Below are 19,315 nucleotides of genomic sequence, written 5' to 3'. Positions count from 1 at the left end.
TGGAAATATTATGAGTGAAGTGCGTGTACGCTATGCGCCAAGTCCGACGGGTCACCTTCATATCGGGAACGCCCGGACCGCGCTATTTAACTATTTATATGCTCGCCACGCAGGCGGGAAAATGATTCTTCGGATCGAGGACACGGATCAAAAACGAAACGTCGAGAACGGTGTCGAAAGTCAGATGAAGTACTTGGAATGGCTCGGTATCGAGTGGGATGAAGGTCCGGGTCGCGATGGCGATTACGGTCCATATTTCCAAATGGAACGACTCGACATCTACAACAAATACGTGAACGAGTTGATGGACAAAGGGCTCGCTTATAAATGCTACATGACGTCAGAAGAACTCGAAGCGGAGCGCGAGGCACAGATCGCACGCGGTGAAGCACCACGCTACTCGGGAGCACATCGCGACTTGAGCGACGCTGAGCGCTCGGCGTTCGAAGCCGAAGGACGGAAGCCGTCGATTCGGATTCGAGTGCCAGAACAGGTTACGTACAAATGGATAGACGTTGTCAAAGGCGACGTTTCGTTCGAGTCGAAAGACTTCGGAGACTGGGTCATCGTCAAGCAAGACGGGATCCCGACGTACAACTTTGCCGTCGTCGTCGATGACTACTTGATGAAAATCAGCCACGTGTTGCGCGGGGATGACCATATCGCGAACACACCGAAACAGATGATGGTATACGATGCACTCGGATGGGAGTATCCGACGTTCGGTCACATGACATTGATCTATAACGAGAACCATAAGAAGCTCTCGAAACGTGATGAGTCGATCATCCAGTTCATCGAACAATATGCAGACCTCGGATATCTCCCTGGTGCGCTCTTCAACTTCATCTCGCTTCTCGGTTGGTCTCCAGTCGGTGAAGAGGAAATCTTCACGAAAGAAGCGTTTATCGACATGTTCGACGCGGGCCGTCTATCGAAGAGTCCGGCCGTATTCGACCAGCATAAGCTCGCTTGGATCAACAGTGTCTACATGAAGCAGGCTTCGCTTGACGAAGTGGTGGCACTCAGTTTACCATTCTTACAAGAAGCAGGACGATTGCCTGTTGCCTTGTCAATGGAAGAGGCGGACTGGGCCACAGCACTCATCGCTCTTTATAAAGAACAAATGACACACGGTGCCGAAATTGTACCGTTGACAGACTTGTTCTTTAAAGACGAGGTCGAGTATGACGAGGCGGCGAACGCGGTGCTTGCCGGTGAAGCGGTGCCGGCTGTACTCGCCGAGTTCAAAACGCAGCTCGAGGCGATCGAAGACTTCACACCGGAAGCTGTCAAAGCGGCTACGAAGGCCACTCAAAAAGCGACTGGGCAAAAAGGAAAGAACTTGTTCATGCCAATCCGTGTCGCCACGACCGGACAAACACATGGACCAGAACTTCCAAACGCGATTGCGCTGATTGGCAAAGAGCGTGTGTTGGCACGTCTCACAACATTATTAGCTTAAAGGCAACGATGAGGAAAGTAAGCGGGTTGACACTTGTCAGAGACTAGAACCTAGGCTGGAAGTTCTAGAAGCGTCCCCCGTCGAAGTGCACCTCGGAGCCGTTCCGGCGATATGTAGTCGGGACCGCGACTCGGCGTTAACGAGACTTGAGAGGGGAACTTTCCCAAACAGAGTGGAACCGCGCTTACGGCGTCTCTGTGCCTTGGCACAGGGGCGTCTTTGTTTTTGATATGGAAAAGGAGAACAATTATGGGATTTTGGAAAAGTGTGAGCGCCGACATCCGGAACGTGCTCGAACTCGATCCGGCTGCCCGCTCAAAAGCAGAAGTCGTATTGACGTATCCAGGCCTCCATGCCTTATGGTCGCATCGGATCGCGCATGGGTTGTGGACTCGCAATATTAAACTATTGGCTAAAATGATTGCCCAGACGAGTCGCTGGGTGACCGGGATTGAGATTCATCCGGGTGCCATCATCGGCGAAGGTGTCTTTATCGACCACGGATTCGGGATCGTCATCGGGGAGACGGCCATCATCGGCAATAACGTCACCATCTATCAAGGCGTGACGCTCGGCGGAACCGGCAAAGAAAAAGGGAAGCGGCATCCGACCATCGGGAACGATGTGCTCATCTCGGCCGGCGCGAAAGTGCTCGGTAATATCACGATAGGCGATTGCGTCAAAATCGGGGCCAGTTCGGTCGTCTTAAAAGATGTCCCGTCAGACTCGACCGTCGTCGGAATCCCTGGACGTGTCGTCATCCGCAACGGGGAGCGGGTCAAACAGCACGACCTCGACCATCGCTTACCGGACCCGGATCGTGAATGCCAAGAGCGGTTAGAGAACGCTGTAGCCGATCTGCAACGTCAGTTAGCATCACTCGAGAAACAGATGGAGGAGAAGTCACATGATTCAGTTTTACAACAGCCTCACGAATAAGAAAGAACCGTTCAACCCGATCGTTCCTGGGAAAGTGTCCATGTACGTATGCGGACCGACCGTCTATAATTATATTCACGTCGGAAACGCCCGTCCGGCCATCGCATTCGACACGGTACGCCGCTATTTGACATACCGAGGCTACGACGTGAAGTACGTCCTCAACTTTACCGATGTGGATGATAAGATCATCCGTACGGCGAATGAGCTCGGTGAGGACGTCGCAACGCTGACGAACCGCTATATCGACGCTTATTTGGCGGATACGGGTGCGTTGAACGTCTTGCCAGCGGACGTGCATCCACGTGTCACCGACACGATGGAGGAAATCATCGACTTTATCCGTAACTTAGAGGATGAAGGCTACGCCTACGCGTCAGAAGGCGATGTCTATTTCCGGACGCGTAAGTTTGAAGAGTATGGCAAGCTCAGCCAACAGTCGATCGAAGACCTTCGGGCCGGGTCACGTGTCGACGTCGGGGAGAAGAAGGAAGACCCGCTCGACTTCGTGCTCTGGAAAGCGGCTAAACCAGATGAGCCGGCTTGGGACAGCCCTTGGGGACAAGGACGCCCCGGCTGGCATATCGAATGCTCGGCGATGGCGAAGAAGCACCTCGGCAAAACGATCGACATTCACGCAGGCGGGCATGACCTCAAATTCCCGCACCACGAGAATGAGATTGCGCAGTCTGAGGCGTGCAACCATACGAAGTTTGCGAACTACTGGCTCCACAACGGCTTCATCAACATCGAGAACGAGAAGATGTCGAAATCACTCGGGAATTTCCTGCTCGTCCACGAGGCGTTAAAAGAAGTCGACGCGATGGTGCTCCGTTTCTTCATGTTATCGGTCCACTACCGTCATCCGATCAACTATAGCCGCGAGCTGATCAATCAGGCCGCGAACGGATGGGACCGGATCAAGGAAGCGTACCATAACGTCGAACACCGTCTGTCGGTCACGGCCGGTCTCGTTGAACCGAGCGAGGCGATGGAGCGAAAACTTGCGACGGTGAAAGCAGCATTTATCGAAGCGATGGATGATGATATCAACACGGCGAACGCCGTGACAGTATTGTTTGATTTAGCAAAAGAGGCAAACATCTACGCCAAAGCAGACCATGTCTCGAAAGATACGCTCGAGCAAGTGCTCGACTTGTTCAAGGAATTGACGGGCGTGCTCGGGTTGACGATTGAAGTGGAAACAGAACTACTCGACGCCGAGATCGATCAGTTAATTCTCGAGCGGAATACGGCCCGAGCAGAGCGTAACTTTGCCCGTGCCGACGAAATCCGTGACTTGTTGAAACAACAGAACATCCAGCTCGAAGATACGGCGCAAGGCGTACGGTGGAAACGGTCATGACGAATGCGAATCAACTAAACGCGCTCGCCCTCGCTTATATGGGCGACGCAGTGTATGAGATGGCGGTACGAAAACGACTGCTCGGCAAAGGGTTGACGCGACCGAACGACCTCCATCGCGGGGCCGTCCGTTACGTGAACGCAACCGCGCAAGCGAGCGTCGTCACCCACTGGTTAGAGACGGGTATCTTGAGCGAGGACGAGACAGCGATCGTCCGGCGCGGTAAAAATGCGAAATCAGGGTCGATCCCGAAACGCACCGACGTCCACACATACCGCTACTCGACAGCTTTTGAGGCATTGATCGGCTACACATATCTAATAGAAAGAAGGGATCGTCTTGAAGAACTCATCGAACAGGCACTCACATGGCTCGAAACCGAGCAACCCGAAACGACATGACGGAGGACGAGCGAACGACAAGCGTTCGTTCGACCGTCCAAGAGGTGAACGGGGCGACCGTCCGCACCGTCAAAAGCCGGAACGCCCGGACTATCAAGAAGTTGACGTCCTTGAAGAAGGCATCGATTTCTTATATGGACGTAATCCAGTAATCGAGGCGCTTCGGAGCGGACGGGATATGAATAAAGTCTTTATCATGGAAGGGCAGCACAAAGGGCCGCTCGCCCAAATTATCGGCATGGCCAATGAGGCCTCGGTACAGATCTCGTTCGTCCCGAAGACGAAGCTTGAAAAGATGGCGGGCAGTGAACACCATCAAGGCGTCGTCGCGGCCGTTGCGGCTTACGAGTATAAGACGCTTGACGATATGTTCGCGCTTGCCGAGTCTAAAGGGGAGACACCGCTCTTTATTTTGCTCGATGAGCTAGAGGACCCGCACAACTTGGGATCGATTTTACGGACAGCTGACGCGGTCGGCGCCCATGGAGTCATCATTCCGAAACGGCGCTCGGTCGGCTTGACGCAAACCGTCGCGAAAGCCTCGACGGGAGCAATTGAATATATCCCGGTCGCGCGTGTCACGAACTTGACGCGGACGCTCGAAGAATTGAAAGAAAAAGGGATGTGGATCGTCGGAACTGACGCGAGTGAGAGTCAAGACTATCGTCGGCTCGATGGGAACATGCCACTCGTCGTCGTAATCGGCAGCGAAGGGAAAGGGATGGGCCGTCTCGTGCGCGAGGCGTGTGACTTCCTCGTCCATATGCCGATGGTCGGTCATGTCACGTCGCTCAACGCTTCGGTCGCGGCCGCACTTCTTCTGTATGAGGTGCATCGCTCTCGTAATCCGTTATCATGAGCCTGAAAAAGCGAGAATTACTCCTCGTCGATGGCTATAACATCATTGGGGCGTGGCCGCATCTTCGAAAACTGCGGGACATCGACTTCGATCAAGCTCGAAATGACTTGATTGAAGCGATGGCCGAGTATCAGGCCGCCACAGGCCGCATGGTGACGGTCGTCTTTGATGCCCACATGCGCTATGGGCGCGAATCGATCCAGAAGCGGAGCCGGGTCGAGGTCGTCTATACGAAGGAGAACGAAACGGCGGATGAGTGGATCGAACGGCGGGCCCATGAACTCGTGGACGATCGTTTAGTGACGTTATTCGTCGCCACAAACGATTTTACCGAGCAATGGGTCATCTTCGGTCAAGGTGCCCTCCGTGTCCCGGCGACCGAACTATTAAAGGATTGGAAGCAAGCGAAAGTGGCGATTGAGCAAGAGCGTCAGACGCTCGCGAGCGATCGGTCCAATCGAAAAACAATCGATATCCCGCCTGACGTCATGGCCCGTTTTGAAGAAATGCGGCGCCGTAAGTCGAACGGTGAGGATTCTCACTGACGAGTTCATACAATGGACTCGTTTTTTTGTTTTTAGTTTGACATTTTTTTGGAAAGAAATGTTGTATACTATTAGTTGTATGAGTTACACCATATCTAATTGACGGAATTTTTTGAAATTTATTTGACGGTCGTTTTGTATGACGCCTATAATAAGAACACTAACTTACATAGTTCATTATCAATTGCCGGGGGGTATGAAACATGAACGGATGGCCATACGAGCAGTTTGAAACGATGTCAGACGAAGAGCTCGTCTCTCTAGCGCGGAATGAAGGGGATAGTGATGCGCTCGAGTTTTTGATTGAACGTTACCGTTACTTCGTGCGGGCGAAGGCGCGGTCTTACTTTTTGATTGGCGCCGACCACGAGGATATCGTCCAAGAGGGAATGATCGGTCTGTATAAAGGCGTGCGTGACTATCGGGATGAACGCCTCGCGTCGTTTAAGAGTTTTGCCGAGATGTGTATCACCCGTCAGATGATCACGGCGATTAAGACGGCGACGCGTCAGAAGCATATTCCGCTCAACTCATACGTCTCGCTCGACAAGCCGATCTTTGACGATGAGTCTGACCGGACGTTGCTCGACGTGATCATCCCCCCGCATCCGAACGACCCGCAAGACTTGCTCGTCACGCGGGAAGAACAACTGTTCATGGAAGAGAAGATGGATGAGCTCCTCAGTGACTTGGAACGAAAAGTGCTTCGTCTTTATTTGGATGGCCGTTCGTATCAAGAAATCTCTGACGACCTTGACCGTCACGTGAAGTCGATCGATAACGCCTTGCAGCGCGTGAAGAAAAAATTCGAGCGGCATGTTGACGTTAAAATGCTGACGAGTTAACTCGTATTGACCGCACGCCTCCTATGTGATACTTTTAAGGCAGCGCCTTGTCCGCAGACGCCAGTTACAGGAGGCGTTTTTTTTTCGCTCTTTTTTAATATGGAGCTGTCGAAAGGGGCGCTTATGGATGGCAAAGAAAGTAAGTCTCGAGTGCGCGGATTGCGGGTCAAGAGTTTACTCGACGACCAAGAAAGATGATGTGCAGACGCGGCTCGAGCTGAACAAGTTCTGCCGTCGTTGCAATGCGCACACAACACATCGAGAATCAAAGTAACGTAGATTGGCATTCAACGTAGGAGGAAGCTACCATGAACTTTTTGCGCGATGTATGGAAAGAGTTAAAGAAGACGAGTTGGCCGACTCGTAAAGAGCTCACAAAATATACCATCACAGTCATCGCGACGGTCGTCGTGATCGGCCTGTTCGTGTTCGGCGTAGATACTGGTGTCAGTTATCTCGTCAACCTATTGATTAACTAAGGAAAGAGGTGAAAGCCGTGGAGAAACAATGGTTTGTTGTCCAGACGTACTCTGGCTTTGAGAACAATGTCAAAGAAAACCTAGAACGTCGAATCGGTTCGATGAACATGGAAGATAAAATTTTCCGCGTCCTCGTTCCGACCGAAACAACGCAAGAAGAAGTCACGTTGAAGAGTGGCGAAAAGAAAATTAAAGAGCGTGAAGTGAAAAACTTCCCTGGATACGTCTTCGTCGAGATGATTATGACAGACGATTCATGGTATGTTGTTCGTAACACGCCAAACGTAACGGGCTTCCTCGGATCAACCGGGGGCGGCGCCAAGCCGATCGCACTCCAGCCTGACGAAGTGACGAACGTCCTTTCGCAGATGGGTCTGATCGAGAAGAAAGACCGTTATAACTATGAGCTTGGCGATCTCGTTCGTGTCAAAGAAGGCGCGTTCGAGAACTTTGAAGGTACGATTGATGAGATCGAAACTGACAAAGAGAAGCTCAAAGTCGTCGTCGACATGTTCGGCCGCGAAACAAAAATTGAGCTTGATTTCGAACAAGTTCAGAAAATTAACTAAAACCCACTTGCCATTCTCGGAAACGGATGGTACAATCGGAAATGTTTGATGTTGTGCTATATTTCAGTACAAACTCGACCTAATAGATTGAGTGGGAGGGCGCACAACGTCCAAGAAACCACATTTTAGACTTAAGGAGGTGTGTCTCGTGGCGAAAAAAGTTACTAAACTCGTTAAACTTCAAATCCCTGCTGGTAAAGCTAACCCAGCACCACCAGTTGGTCCAGCACTTGGTCAAGCAGGTGTTAACATCATGGGATTCTGTAAAGAGTTCAACGCTCGTACACAAGACCAAGCCGGATTGATTATTCCTGTAGTCATTACGGTATACGAAGATCGTTCGTTTACATTCATTACGAAAACTCCACCAGCTGCAGTTCTTTTGAAAAAAGCTGCTGGTATCGAGAGCGGTTCAGGAGAACCGAACCGTAAGAAAGTAGCAACGGTTAAGCGTGATAAAGTTCGCGAAATCGCTGAACTTAAAATGCCTGACCTTAACGCAGCGTCTGTAGAAACAGCGATGCTTATGGTTGAAGGTACTGCGCGCAGTATGGGTATTGTAATCGAAGACTAATTTATTAGTCTCTGGGATTGTCGGTGCATATTTTGCTCACCTTCAATCCCTTCATTATGTGGGAGGAAATTCCGCTAACCACAAGGAGGAAAAGAATCATGGGTAAAAAACACCAAGAAGCAGCTAAGCTTGTTGATCGCACGAAGTCTTACGACCTCGCAGAAGCGGTTGAACTCGTTCAAAAAACTGCAACAGCTAAGTTCGATGAAACAATCGAAATTGCTGTCCGTCTCGGCGTAGATCCGAAGAAAGCGGACCAACAAATCCGCGGTGCCGTTGTACTTCCACACGGTACTGGTAAAACACAAAAAGTTCTCGTCTTTGCAAAAGGCGAAAAAGTTAAAGAAGCTGAAGCGGCTGGCGCTGACTTCGTCGGCGACGCTGAGTACATCACTAAAATCCAACAAGGATGGTTCGACTTCGATGTTATCGTTGCGACACCTGACATGATGGGTGAAGTTGGTAAACTCGGTCGCGTTCTCGGACCAAAAGGCCTCATGCCTAACCCGAAAACAGGCACAGTCACGTTCGACGTTGCGAAAGCAATCGCGGACATCAAAGCTGGTAAAGTTGAGTACCGTGTTGATAAAGCCGGTAACATCCACGTACCAGTTGGTAAGAAGTCATTTGAAGCAACAAAACTCTCTGAGAACATCGAGACTATCCTCGAGACACTCATGAAAGTTAAGCCTGCTACTGCAAAAGGAACTTACCTCAAAAACATCGCGCTTTCTTCGACAATGGGTCCTGGTATCCGTGTCGCGACTGCCGATTTCATCAAGTAATTCACTTGAAATAAACTGTTGACAACGTGTGATGCCGCTGTTAAAGTAAAACACGTTCAACCGAATATGTTGGATTACCGCAGACAGAAGGTGGACATCGGTCCGTAAACCCTTCCGAGGTGTCTTTGCTCGAACTTGAGCCTGTTGTCACAGGTTTACTTTCAAACAATTACGCCCTCGTATGTCTTCATACGAGGGATTTCTTTTTGGAGAGCAGCCTCTCGTCCGGTATAAGAATTGACTAGGAGGTGCACAAACATGGCAAGCGAAAAAATCGTAGCTCAGAAATCGGTACTCGTTGATGAAATCGCTGAGAAAATGCAAGCAAGCGTTGGAACGATCGTTGTTGACTACCGTGGACTTACAGTTGAAGAAGTGACTACACTCCGTAAAACACTTCGTGACGCTGGAATCGAGTTCAAAGTATACAAAAACGGTCTCCTTCGTCGCGCGGCGACTCAGTCTGGTTATGACGGTCTCGATGAAGTTTTCACAGGTCCTACTGCAATCGCGTTCTCGAAAGAAGACGTTATTGCTCCAGCGAAGATCTTGAACGACTTCTCAAAAGAGCACAAAGCGCTCGAACTTAAAGGCGGAATCATCGAAGGCAAAGTAACTTCACTCGAAGAAGTTAAAGCCCTTGCAGAACTTCCATCACGCGATGGTCTTCTCTCGATGCTTCTCAGCGTCCTTCAAGCTCCGATCCGCGGGCTCGCAATCGCAACAAACGCAATCGCAGAACAAAAAGAAGAGCAGTCTGCTTAATCTTTGTCGCGTAGCGTAAAAAAACTTTTTACAACATCAAAGGAGGAAAACCATAATGGCTTTCAACAAAGAGCAATTCATCGAAGACCTCAAATCAATGACGGTTCTCGAACTTAACGAACTCGTAAAAACAATCGAAGAAGAATTCGGCGTATCAGCAGCAGCTCCAGTAGCAGCAGCAGGTGCAGGCGCAGCAGTAGCTGAAGAGCAAACTGAATTCGACGTAATCCTCACAAGCGCAGGTTCTGGTAAGATCAACGTAATCAAAGCAGTACGTGAACTTACTGGCCTCGGTCTTAAAGAAGCAAAAGCACTCGTTGACGGAACTCCGGCTCCAGTCAAAGAAGGCGTTTCTAAAGAAGATGCAGACGCAGTTAAAGCTAAGCTTGAAGAAGCTGGCGCATCTGTCGAAGTTAAGTAATCTAACTTTTACTTCACAACGTATAGAAGCTCGCTATGGCGAGCTTCTTTTATTTCCTTGAAGAGTGGGTTAGGAGGTTCAATGCATGGGAGATCATTACTATACGAACGATCCGAGTTCGAAAAGTGCCCCTGAGACGTGGACGTATGAGTTGCGAGGGAAGATGTATCGCTTCACCTCGGACCGCGGCGTGTTCTCGAAAGGATCGGTCGATTTTGGGTCACGTCTCTTAATCGAGTCATTTGAAGTGCCGGAAGTTGAAGGTCGCATTTTAGATGTAGGCTGCGGCTACGGTCCGATGGGGATCTCGCTTGCCGACGCCTCTGGGCGTGAAGCGCTTCTCGTCGACGTGAACGAACGAGCGCTTGCCTTGTCAGAGCAAAACGCCGCCCAAAACGGGGTGACGATCGAAACACGGCTTAGCCACGCATATGATGGAGTCGGAGGCGAGCAATTTGCCGCTATCGTGACCAATCCGCCGATTCGGGCCGGGAAGCAAGTGGTTCACACGATTTTAAGAGATGCGTACGCGCATCTCGTCATGGGCGGGGCACTCTACGTCGTCATTCAAAAGAAACAAGGAGCGCCTTCTGCTAAGAAGTTGCTTGAAGATGTGTTCGGTCAGGTCGAGACGGTTGCCAAAGACAAAGGCTATTTTATTTTCCGGGCAATTCGCTCTTGACAAACGGTTGAGTCTTGTTGACTCGCTATAACGTATATGCTAACATTATAAAATGCCATTGGAATGGAATTCGCCTTGAATTGCCGCGTTTGCCGCTTTTTAGACGCGGAAAAAGGGCGACATTCAATGACAATGTTCGATTATTACGCCCGAAAAATTCGATAGAGAATTGGGGGTCTGAGAGGTGAATCAGTTGACTGGTCAACTTGTTCAGTACGGTCGTCACCGTCAGAGAAGAAGCTTTGCCCGTATCAGTGAGGTATTAGAGCTTCCGAATTTGATTGAAATTCAAACTGCTTCTTATGAGTGGTTCTTACGTGAAGGATTGAAAGAGATGTTTACCGACATTTCGCCAATCTCCGACTTCACTGGAAACCTCGTGCTTGAGTTCATCGATTACTCGCTTAGCGAGCCGAAATATTCGATTGATGACTCGAAGGAGCGCGACGTCACTTATTCTGCGCCATTGCGCGTGAAAGTACGTCTGCAAAACAAAGAGACAGGTGAGCTTAAAGAACAAGAAGTATTCATGGGTGATTTCCCGATTATGACAGAGTCGGGAACGTTTATTATTAACGGCGCAGAACGCGTCATCGTTTCCCAGCTTGTTCGTTCGCCGAGCGTCTATTACAATTCTAAACTCGATAAAAACGGTAAACGTGGTTTCGGTGCAACAGTCATCCCGAACCGTGGAGCATGGCTCGAACTTGAGACAGATGCTAAGGATATCGTTTATGTTCGTATCGACCGTACCCGTAAGATCCCGGTAACGGTGTTGTTGCGTGCTCTCGGATTTGGTACGGACCAAGAAATTATCGACCTTCTCGGGGATGATGAATATCTTCGGAACACCCTTGAAAAAGATAATACCGAGTCGACAGAGAAAGCGTTGATCGAGATTTACGAGCGTCTCCGCCCTGGTGAACCACCAACGGTTGAAAACGCAAAATCACTTCTCGTCTCACGTTTCTTCGACCCGAAACGCTACGACCTCGCAAACGTTGGTCGTTATAAGATGAACAAAAAACTTCATCTTAAAAACCGTCTCTTCGGTCAGAAATTGGCCGAGACGCTCGTTGACCCAGAGACAGGCGAAGTGATCGCCGAAGCTGGAACGATCCTCGACCGTCGCAACTTAGACCGCGTCCTTCCGCATTTGGAAAACGGTCTCGGTTACATGGACGCTGAGCCAACTGGCGGCGTTGCTGAAGGTGAGCCGTTTGGTCTCCAATCGATCAAAGTCATCTCACCAGATGACCCGGATGGAGAGCGTGTCTTGAACATTATCGGTAATGGCAACATCGACCGTAGCATCAAGCACGTCACGCCAGCGGATATCATTGCATCGATCAACTACTTCTTCAACTTACTTCACGAAGTCGGGACAACAGATGACATCGACCACTTAGGAAACCGTCGTCTTCGTTCAGTCGGAGAACTTCTCCAAAACCAATTCCGTATCGGTCTTTCTCGTATGGAACGTGTCGTAAAAGAACGGATGTCGATTCAAGATCAAAATGCGATCACACCACAGGCGCTGATTAACATCCGCCCGGTAATCGCATCGCTGAAAGAGTTCTTCGGTAGCTCGCAGTTGTCACAGTTCATGGACCAAACAAACCCGCTCGCAGAGCTCACGCACAAGCGTCGTCTCTCTGCACTCGGACCGGGTGGTTTGACACGTGAGCGTGCCGGCTTCGAAGTTCGAGATGTTCACTATTCGCACTACGGTCGGATGTGTCCAATCGAAACACCTGAAGGACCGAACATCGGTCTCATCAACTCGCTTTCATCTTTTGCGAAAGTAAACGAGTACGGTTTCATTGAGACACCGTACCGCCGAGTCGACCCGGAAACAGGTCTCGTCACGAGCGAGATTCAATATATGACGGCGGATGAAGAAGATCTCTACGTCGTCGCCCAGGCGAACATGCCGCTCACTGAAGACAGTTACTTTGCAAACGAGCAAGTCCTTTGCCGCTTCCGCGGACAAAACTTGTCAGTTGAGCCAAGTCGAGTCGACTACATGGACGTTTCGCCGAAACAGGTTGTTTCTGCGGCAACAGCATGTATCCCGTTCCTTGAGAACGATGACTCGAACCGTGCCCTCATGGGAGCGAACATGCAACGTCAAGCTGTACCACTCCTTCAACCGGACTCGCCGATTATCGGTACTGGTATGGAGTACGTGTCAGCGAAAGACTCTGGGGCCGCGATTATCGCGAAATACCCAGGTGTCGTCGAGCGTGTCACAGCGCGTGAAATCTTGGTCCGCCGCACGTCTGACGTGAACGGAACAACGGTTTCAGGTGACCTTGACCGCTACAAACTTCAAAAGTACGTTCGTTCGAACCAAGGGACGTGCTACAACCAAAAGCCGATCATCGCTGCTGGTGACCATGTCGACAAAGGAGAAATCCTTGCTGACGGTCCATCGATGGATATGGGTGAGCTCGCGCTCGGTCGTAACGTCGTTGTCGCCTTCATGACATGGGACGGTTACAACTATGAGGATGCGATCATCATGAGTGAGCGCCTCGTGAAAGATGACGTCTACACTTCGATTCACATCGAAGAGTATGAGTCAGAGTCACGAGACACGAAACTCGGACCTGAGGAAATCACACGTGATATTCCGAACGTCGGTGATGACGCGCTTCGCCACTTGGACGACCGTGGGATCATCCGCATTGGTGCGGAAGTGAAAGATGGCGATATCCTCGTCGGGAAAGTCACGCCTAAAGGTGTAACTGAACTGACGGCGGAAGAGCGTCTCTTGCATGCGATCTTCGGTGAGAAAGCCCGTGAAGTCCGTGATACGTCACTCCGTGTACCAAACGGCGGCGACGGCATCATCTTGGACGTCAAGGTGTTCGACCGTGAGAACGGCGACGAACTCTCACCAGGTGTGAACCAAATGGTTCGTGTCTACATCGTTCAAAAACGTAAGATTCACGAAGGGGATAAGATGGCGGGACGTCACGGTAACAAAGGTGTTATCTCGCGGATCCTCCCTGAAGAAGACATGCCATACATGCCAGACGGCACACCGATTGACATCATGCTTAACCCACTCGGTGTACCATCGCGGATGAACATCGGTCAGGTACTTGAACTCCACCTTGGAATGGCGGCTAAAAAGCTCGGCATCAAAGTGGCGACACCTGTATTCGATGGCGCACGTGAGGAAGACGTATGGGCAACGATTGAAGAAGCTGGAATGGACAAAGACGCTAAGACTCGTCTCTATGACGGTCGTACTGGTGAACCGTTCGATAACCGCGTCTCGGTCGGTGTCATGTATATGATCAAACTTGCGCACATGGTTGATGATAAACTTCACGCTCGTTCGACAGGACCATACTCGCTCGTTACGCAACAACCGCTCGGTGGTAAAGCACAGTTCGGTGGACAGCGCTTCGGTGAGATGGAAGTTTGGGCACTTGAAGCGTACGGCGCAGCCTACACGCTCCAAGAAATCCTTACAATCAAGTCGGATGACACGGTTGGTCGTGTGAAAGCATACGAAGCAATCGTGAAAGGCGAGAGCGTTCCGAAAGCGGGCGTTCCTGAATCGTTCCGCGTCTTGATCAAAGAGCTTCAAGCGCTCGGTATGGAAGTCAAGATGATGTCTGTGGACGACGAAGAAGTTGAAATGAAAGATGAAGATGACGACAACATCCCGAACGCAACATCGGCGTTAGAACAAGTCGTTCAACCGACTGTTACGGAAGAGGAATAAGGCGAAAAGGGAGGTCGGCCCCTTGGTAGATGTTAATCGATTTGAATATATGAAAATCGGCTTGGCTTCACCCGAAAAGATCCGTTCGTGGTCTTACGGGGAAGTCAAAAAGCCGGAAACAATCAACTATCGTACACTCAAACCAGAGAAGGACGGACTGTTCTGTGAACGAATCTTCGGTCCTACGAAAGACTGGGAATGTTACTGCGGGAAATACAAACGAATCCGATATAAAGGAGTCATTTGTGACCGCTGTGGCGTTGAAGTGACGAAAGCGAAAGTGCGTCGCGAACGTATGGGCCACATCGAGCTCGCGGCTCCGGTTTCGCACATCTGGTACTTCAAAGGGATTCCAAGTCGAATGGGGCTTGTTCTCGATATGTCACCGCGTGCGCTCGAAGAAGTAATCTACTTCGCGTCGTACGTCGTGACAGAACCAGGTGACACTCCGCTCGAGAAGAAACAACTTCTCTCGGAAAAAGAATTCCGTCTCTACCGTGAGAAGTACGGTAGTGACTTTAAAGCAGACATGGGTGCGGAAGCGATCCGGACACTCCTTCAAGACGTACAACTCGAGAAGGAAGTCGGAGAACTCCGCGAAGAATTGAAGACAGTTCAAGGCCAACGTCGTACACGTGCGATCAAGCGTCTTGAAGTGCTCGATGCGTTCTTCACGTCGGGGAATGATCCAGATTGGATGATCCTCGAAGTACTTCCTGTCATTCCACCTGAGCTTCGCCCGATGGTGCAGCTCGATGGTGGGCGCTTTGCGACTTCTGACTTGAACGATTTATATCGTCGAGTCATCAACCGTAACAACCGTCTCAAACGTTTGCTCGATCTCGGCGCGCCGAACATCATCGTGCAAAACGAGAAGCGTATGCTTCAAGAAGCGGTTGACGCCCTCATCGACAACGGTCGTCGTGGTCGTCCGGTAACAGGTCCAGGTAACCGTCCACTTAAGTCGCTTTCACATATGTTGAAAGGGAAACAAGGTCGTTTCCGTCAAAACCTTCTTGGTAAACGGGTCGACTACTCAGGACGTTCGGTTATCGTCGTTGGACCGAACTTGAAGATGTTCCAATGTGGTCTCCCGAAAGAGATGGCCCTTGAACTCTTCAAACCGTTCGTGATGAAAGAACTTGTCGGTCGCGGGATCGCGTCGAACATCAAGAACGCCAAACGCAAAATTGAGAAGATGCAACCAGAAATCTGGGGCGTCCTCGAAGAAGTCATTCGTGAGCATCCGGTTCTCTTGAACCGTGCCCCTACACTTCACCGTCTAGGGATTCAAGCTTTCGAACCGATTCTCGTCGAGGGCCGTGCGATTCGTCTACACCCACTCGTATGTACGGCTTACAACGCCGACTTTGATGGTGACCAAATGGCGGTCCACGTACCACTTTCAGCCGAAGCGCAAGCAGAAGCTCGTCTCCTCATGCTCGCTGCACAGAACATCTTGAACCCGAAAGATGGTAAACCAGTTGTTACACCATCGCAGGATATGGTCCTCGGTAACTACTACATCTCGCTTGAACGCGACGATGCCATCGGACAAGGGAAAATTTTGTCGAACGTCAACGAAGCGCTCATCGCGTATCAAAATGGATACGTCCACTTGCATACACGTGTCGCCCTTCCAGCACGTACGCTCAACAACCCGACGTTCACAGCGGAGCAAAATGAGAAAATGTTAATCACGACAGTCGGTAAGATGATCTTTAACGAGATCTTGCCGAACACGTTCCCATACTTGAACGAACCGACGATGGAAAACTTGCAGGAAGCAACGCCTGATAAGTACTTCATCGAAAAAGGTGCCAACGTCGCGGAAGAAATTGCCGCACGTCCACTCATCGAACCGTTCAAAAAAGGATTCCTTGGTAAAGTCATCGCGGAAGTGTTCCAGAAGTTTGAAACGACTGAAACGAGCCGCATGCTTGACCGGATGAAAGATCTCGGCTTCAAACACTCGACTAAAGCGGGTGTGACGGTCGGAATCGCCGATATCATCGTTCTTCCGGACAAACAAGAAATCCTTGATGAAGCGCAAACTCAAGTCGACCAAATCATGAAGTCGTTCCGTCGTGGTCTCATCACTGAAGATGAGCGTTACGAGCGCGTTGTACGCTCTTGGAACGAAGCGAAGGACGAGATTCAATCGCGATTGATGAAATCCCTCAACCGCTTGAACCCGATCTTCATGATGTCTGACTCAGGTGCCCGTGGTAACGCGTCCAACTTCACGCAGCTCGCAGGGATGCGTGGTTTGATGGCCGCTCCATCTGGCCGCATCATCGAACTTCCAATCAAATCGTCGTTCCGTGAGGGACTGACGGTTCAAGAATACTTCATCTCGACGCACGGTGCGCGTAAAGGTCTTGCCGATACAGCCCTTAAAACGGCTGACTCAGGTTACTTGACGCGTCGTCTCGTCGACGTTGCCCAAGATGTCATCATCCGTGAAGAAGATTGTGGAACGGACCGCGGAATCCGCGTTGCCGCTCTCCGCGAAGGCACGGAAGAAATCGAAAACTTGTATGACCGCCTCGTCGGCCGTACAGCGTTCGAGACAGTGGCACATCCGGAAACGGGTGAAGTCATGATTGAGAAGAACCAATTGATCACAGAAGATATCGCCCGCGACATCGTCGACGCTGGTATCGAACGAGTTGAAATCCGTACAGCCTTCACATGTAACACGTCACACGGCGTATGTAAGAAGTGCTACGGCCGCAACTTGGCGACCGGCTCGAACGTTGAAGTTGGCGAAGCAGTCGGAATCATCGCCGCGCAATCAATCGGTGAGCCAGGAACGCAGCTTACAATGCGTACCTTCCACACAGGTGGGGTAGCCGGAGATGATATCACGCAAGGTCTTCCACGTATCCAAGAGGTATTCGAGGCTCGTAACCCGAAAGGGCAAGCGGTCATCTCGGAAATTCCTGGTACGGTCATCGACTTTACCGAGTCGCGTGACAAGCGGGAACTCACGGTCGAAGGACTCAGTGAGACTCGTACGTACACGATTCCGTTCGGAGCGCGTTTACGCGTTCAGATCGGCGACACGGTAGATGCCGGGGAAGTCTTCACGGAAGGTTCGATCGATCCGAAAGAATTGCTCACCGTCCGTGGTGTGTCTGGTGTCCAAAACTATCTTCTTCAAGAAGTTCAAAAAGTATACCGGATGCAAGGGGTAGAAATCGGCGACAAACACGTCGAAGTCATGGTTCGCCAAATGCTTCGTCGCGTCAAAGTCATCGAGTCAGGTGACACGCCACTTCTCCCTGGTTCACTCGTCGATATCGGCGTCTTCAAAGAAGCGTGTAAAGACGTACTTCGCGTAGGTAAGAGCCCAGCAACGGCGAAACCGGTCCTTCTCGGAATCACGAAAGCGTCGCTTGAGACAGATTCGTTCCTCTCGGCCGCTTCGTTCCAAGAAACGACTCGCGTGTTGACAGACGCTGCCATCAAAGGCAAACGCGACTATCTTCTCGGACTCAAAGAGAACGTCATCATCGGTAAACTCGTGCCAGCTGGTACAGGGATGCCGGTATACCGTGACGTTAAACTTAAAGAAGATGCGTCGAAAGCCGTCCTCGAAGACGCGAACGTCGAGTAAAAACGTCTTGACAGCACTCTTTGGCGGTGCTACTATGATTTAGTGCCGCCAATCGGTTGTTGTCGATGACAATGGTGTCCAGCAGTCGGCAAGCTACTTGGACGTTAACCGATCTTTCTACGGAAAGGTTTGGCTGCTATTATTGCCACTTTCAAGGTATAACTCACGTTTTTGCGAGGTCATGGAATGCCTACGCCTCGTAAAAGCGTTTCGTTATGACCTTAAATGAACCACCCGGGTCGGTGGGTCTAGAAAATAGCATAATTCAGGAAGGGAGGATCTTCAAAGATGCCTACTATCAACCAGTTAGTCCGTAAAGGACGCAAATCGAAAGTCGTTAAATCTGACTCTCCAGCACTTAACAAAGGTTACAACAGTTTCATCAAGTCACAAACAAACGTGAGCTCACCACAAAAACGTGGTGTTTGTACACGTGTTGGTACAATGACTCCGAAGAAACCGAACTCGGCTTTACGTAAGTATGCCCGTGTTCGTTTGACTAACCAAATCGAAGTGACTGCGTACATTCCAGGTATTGGCCACAACCTTCAAGAGCACAGCGTTGTTCTTATCCGCGGAGGACGTGTAAAAGACTTACCAGGAGTACGTTACCACATCGTTCGTGGTGCACTTGACACTGCAGGTGTGGACGGACGTATGCAAGGCCGTTCTAAATACGGTACGAAACGTCCGAAAGCTGCGAAGAAGTAATTCTCGCAAACTAAACTACTGAAATTTTGAAAGGAGGGTACTCGGATGCGTAAAAACCGTGCAGAACGTCGTGACGTTATCGCAGATCCGATCTACAACTCGAAATTGGTAACTCGCCTCATTAACCGTGTCATGTTAGACGGTAAAAAAGGTACAGCTCAAACTATCATTTACAACGCATTTGGTCTCATCGCTGAACGCTCAGGCAAAGAGCCTATGGAAGTGTTCGAAGAAGCAATGACAAACATCATGCCTGTACTTGAAGTTAAAGCTCGCCGTGTAGGTGGAGCAAACTACCAAGTTCCTGTTGAAGTTCGTCCAGAACGCCGTACGACACTTGGTCTTCGTTACCTCGTGAACTACGCTCGTCTCCGCAACGAGAAGACGATGGAGCAACGTATCGCGAATGAAATCATGGATGCAGCCAATAACACTGGTGCTTCTGTTAAGAGACGCGAAGACATGCATAAGATGGCAGAAGCGAACAAAGCGTTTGCTCACTATCGTTGGTAAGTTAAACGTAAAGACCACTCCACGTCACCAAG

General features: G+C 50.4%; 19 protein-coding genes and 2 other annotated features. All 19 genes read left to right on the top strand.

Annotation, left to right across the window (positions count from 1 at the left end; all coding sequences use genetic code 11):
* Nucleotides 1-7: 7 nt before the first annotated feature.
* The 19 genes from gltX to rpsG all read left to right on the top strand — a co-directional run bounded on the left by gltX (nt 8) and on the right by rpsG (nt 19,283).
* A complete protein-coding gene (gltX, locus tag KNP77_RS12960) occupies nt 8-1,465 on the top strand; it encodes a glutamate--tRNA ligase (protein ID WP_201739246.1) in 1,458 nt (485 codons plus the stop codon).
* Nucleotides 1,462-1,665, top strand: a binding site (T-box leader). It overlaps the preceding gene by 4 nt.
* A gap of 49 nt (nt 1,666-1,714) precedes the next feature.
* A complete protein-coding gene (cysE, locus tag KNP77_RS12955; RefSeq protein ID WP_131466498.1) occupies nt 1,715-2,404 on the top strand; it encodes a serine O-acetyltransferase in 690 nt (229 codons plus the stop codon).
* Nucleotides 2,373-3,770 (top strand): cysteine--tRNA ligase, encoded by a 1,398-nt coding sequence (gene cysS / locus KNP77_RS12950; protein WP_131466496.1) that lies wholly within the window; start codon nt 2,373-2,375, stop codon nt 3,768-3,770. The genes cysE and cysS overlap by 32 nt, the downstream gene beginning before the upstream one ends.
* Nucleotides 3,767-4,171, top strand: a complete 405-nt coding sequence (locus KNP77_RS12945; protein WP_035386102.1) for a Mini-ribonuclease 3 — start codon at nt 3,767-3,769, stop codon at nt 4,169-4,171. Before cysS ends, KNP77_RS12945 begins: the two co-directional genes overlap by 4 nt.
* A 121-nt stretch (nt 4,172-4,292) precedes the next feature.
* On the top strand, nt 4,293-5,030 hold the full coding sequence (rlmB, locus tag KNP77_RS12940) for a 23S rRNA (guanosine(2251)-2'-O)-methyltransferase RlmB (protein WP_035386115.1): 738 nt from the start codon (nt 4,293-4,295) through the stop codon (nt 5,028-5,030).
* The gene (locus KNP77_RS12935) at nt 5,027-5,575 is read left to right on the top strand and encodes a YacP-like NYN domain-containing protein (RefSeq protein WP_070329254.1); all 549 of its coding nucleotides are present in this window, start codon (nt 5,027-5,029) and stop codon (nt 5,573-5,575) included. The genes rlmB and KNP77_RS12935 overlap by 4 nt, the downstream gene beginning before the upstream one ends.
* Before the next feature lie 203 nt (nt 5,576-5,778).
* A complete protein-coding gene (sigH, locus tag KNP77_RS12930; protein ID WP_131508708.1) occupies nt 5,779-6,420 on the top strand; it encodes an RNA polymerase sporulation sigma factor SigH in 642 nt (213 codons plus the stop codon).
* A 127-nt stretch (nt 6,421-6,547) separates the two neighbouring features.
* On the top strand, nt 6,548-6,694 hold the full coding sequence (gene rpmG / locus KNP77_RS12925; RefSeq protein WP_083274150.1) for a 50S ribosomal protein L33: 147 nt from the start codon (nt 6,548-6,550) through the stop codon (nt 6,692-6,694).
* 34 nt (nt 6,695-6,728) lie between these two features.
* Nucleotides 6,729-6,899, top strand: a complete 171-nt coding sequence (gene secE / locus KNP77_RS12920; protein WP_012727692.1) for a preprotein translocase subunit SecE — start codon at nt 6,729-6,731, stop codon at nt 6,897-6,899.
* Nucleotides 6,900-6,916: 17 nt separating this feature from the next.
* Nucleotides 6,917-7,468: a transcription termination/antitermination protein NusG gene (nusG, locus tag KNP77_RS12915; RefSeq protein ID WP_071398664.1), complete on the top strand. Its 552-nt coding sequence runs from the start codon at nt 6,917-6,919 to the stop codon at nt 7,466-7,468.
* A 148-nt stretch (nt 7,469-7,616) separates the two neighbouring features.
* A complete protein-coding gene (rplK, locus tag KNP77_RS12910; RefSeq protein WP_070329252.1) occupies nt 7,617-8,042 on the top strand; it encodes a 50S ribosomal protein L11 in 426 nt (141 codons plus the stop codon).
* Nucleotides 8,043-8,140: 98 nt separating this feature from the next.
* Nucleotides 8,141-8,827: a 50S ribosomal protein L1 gene (gene rplA, locus KNP77_RS12905; protein WP_083274148.1), complete on the top strand. Its 687-nt coding sequence runs from the start codon at nt 8,141-8,143 to the stop codon at nt 8,825-8,827.
* A gap of 59 nt (nt 8,828-8,886) precedes the next feature.
* Nucleotides 8,887-9,040, top strand: a sequence feature (ribosomal protein L10 leader region).
* A gap of 45 nt (nt 9,041-9,085) precedes the next feature.
* Nucleotides 9,086-9,592, top strand: a complete 507-nt coding sequence (gene rplJ, locus KNP77_RS12900; protein WP_070329251.1) for a 50S ribosomal protein L10 — start codon at nt 9,086-9,088, stop codon at nt 9,590-9,592.
* Between the two features lie 55 nt (nt 9,593-9,647).
* Nucleotides 9,648-10,013: a 50S ribosomal protein L7/L12 gene (gene rplL / locus KNP77_RS12895; RefSeq protein WP_070329250.1), complete on the top strand. Its 366-nt coding sequence runs from the start codon at nt 9,648-9,650 to the stop codon at nt 10,011-10,013.
* An 85-nt stretch (nt 10,014-10,098) separates the two neighbouring features.
* The gene (locus tag KNP77_RS12890; protein ID WP_131441633.1) at nt 10,099-10,695 is read left to right on the top strand and encodes a class I SAM-dependent methyltransferase; all 597 of its coding nucleotides are present in this window, start codon (nt 10,099-10,101) and stop codon (nt 10,693-10,695) included.
* Between the two features lie 193 nt (nt 10,696-10,888).
* Nucleotides 10,889-14,437, top strand: coding sequence for a DNA-directed RNA polymerase subunit beta (gene rpoB / locus KNP77_RS12885; RefSeq protein ID WP_214891140.1), 3,549 nt, complete (start codon nt 10,889-10,891; stop codon nt 14,435-14,437).
* Between the two features lie 22 nt (nt 14,438-14,459).
* Nucleotides 14,460-18,059: a DNA-directed RNA polymerase subunit beta' gene (gene rpoC / locus KNP77_RS12880; protein ID WP_070329248.1), complete on the top strand. Its 3,600-nt coding sequence runs from the start codon at nt 14,460-14,462 to the stop codon at nt 18,057-18,059.
* A gap of 288 nt (nt 18,060-18,347) precedes the next feature.
* Nucleotides 18,348-18,770: a 30S ribosomal protein S12 gene (gene rpsL, locus KNP77_RS12875; RefSeq protein WP_012727683.1), complete on the top strand. Its 423-nt coding sequence runs from the start codon at nt 18,348-18,350 to the stop codon at nt 18,768-18,770.
* A gap of 45 nt (nt 18,771-18,815) precedes the next feature.
* The gene (rpsG, locus tag KNP77_RS12870) at nt 18,816-19,283 is read left to right on the top strand and encodes a 30S ribosomal protein S7 (RefSeq protein WP_016508928.1); all 468 of its coding nucleotides are present in this window, start codon (nt 18,816-18,818) and stop codon (nt 19,281-19,283) included.
* Nucleotides 19,284-19,315 lie beyond the last annotated feature (32 nt).

Source organism: Exiguobacterium sp. s142 (assembly GCF_018618455.1).
GTDB classification, from domain to species: Bacteria; Bacillota; Bacilli; order Exiguobacteriales; family Exiguobacteriaceae; genus Exiguobacterium; species Exiguobacterium aurantiacum_A.
This window is presented reverse-complemented; position numbering and strand designations above follow the sequence as displayed.

What these genes read in the sequence shown, in the direction of transcription:
- cysE (WP_131466498.1), top strand. Translation starts at nt 1,715, where the DNA reads ATGGGATTTTGGAAAAGTGTGAGCGCCGACATCCGGAACGTGCTCGAA.
- cysS (WP_131466496.1), top strand. Translation starts at nt 2,373, where the DNA reads ATGATTCAGTTTTACAACAGCCTCACGAATAAGAAAGAACCGTTCAAC.
- KNP77_RS12945 (WP_035386102.1), top strand. Translation starts at nt 3,767, where the DNA reads ATGACGAATGCGAATCAACTAAACGCGCTCGCCCTCGCTTATATGGGC.
- KNP77_RS12935 (WP_070329254.1), top strand. Translation starts at nt 5,027, where the DNA reads ATGAGCCTGAAAAAGCGAGAATTACTCCTCGTCGATGGCTATAACATC.
- sigH (WP_131508708.1), top strand. Translation starts at nt 5,779, where the DNA reads ATGAACGGATGGCCATACGAGCAGTTTGAAACGATGTCAGACGAAGAG.
- rpmG (WP_083274150.1), top strand. Translation starts at nt 6,548, where the DNA reads ATGGCAAAGAAAGTAAGTCTCGAGTGCGCGGATTGCGGGTCAAGAGTT.
- secE (WP_012727692.1), top strand. Translation starts at nt 6,729, where the DNA reads ATGAACTTTTTGCGCGATGTATGGAAAGAGTTAAAGAAGACGAGTTGG.
- rplA (WP_083274148.1), top strand. Translation starts at nt 8,141, where the DNA reads ATGGGTAAAAAACACCAAGAAGCAGCTAAGCTTGTTGATCGCACGAAG.
- rplJ (WP_070329251.1), top strand. Translation starts at nt 9,086, where the DNA reads ATGGCAAGCGAAAAAATCGTAGCTCAGAAATCGGTACTCGTTGATGAA.
- rplL (WP_070329250.1), top strand. Translation starts at nt 9,648, where the DNA reads ATGGCTTTCAACAAAGAGCAATTCATCGAAGACCTCAAATCAATGACG.
- KNP77_RS12890 (WP_131441633.1), top strand. Translation starts at nt 10,099, where the DNA reads ATGGGAGATCATTACTATACGAACGATCCGAGTTCGAAAAGTGCCCCT.
- rpsL (WP_012727683.1), top strand. Translation starts at nt 18,348, where the DNA reads ATGCCTACTATCAACCAGTTAGTCCGTAAAGGACGCAAATCGAAAGTC.
- rpsG (WP_016508928.1), top strand. Translation starts at nt 18,816, where the DNA reads ATGCGTAAAAACCGTGCAGAACGTCGTGACGTTATCGCAGATCCGATC.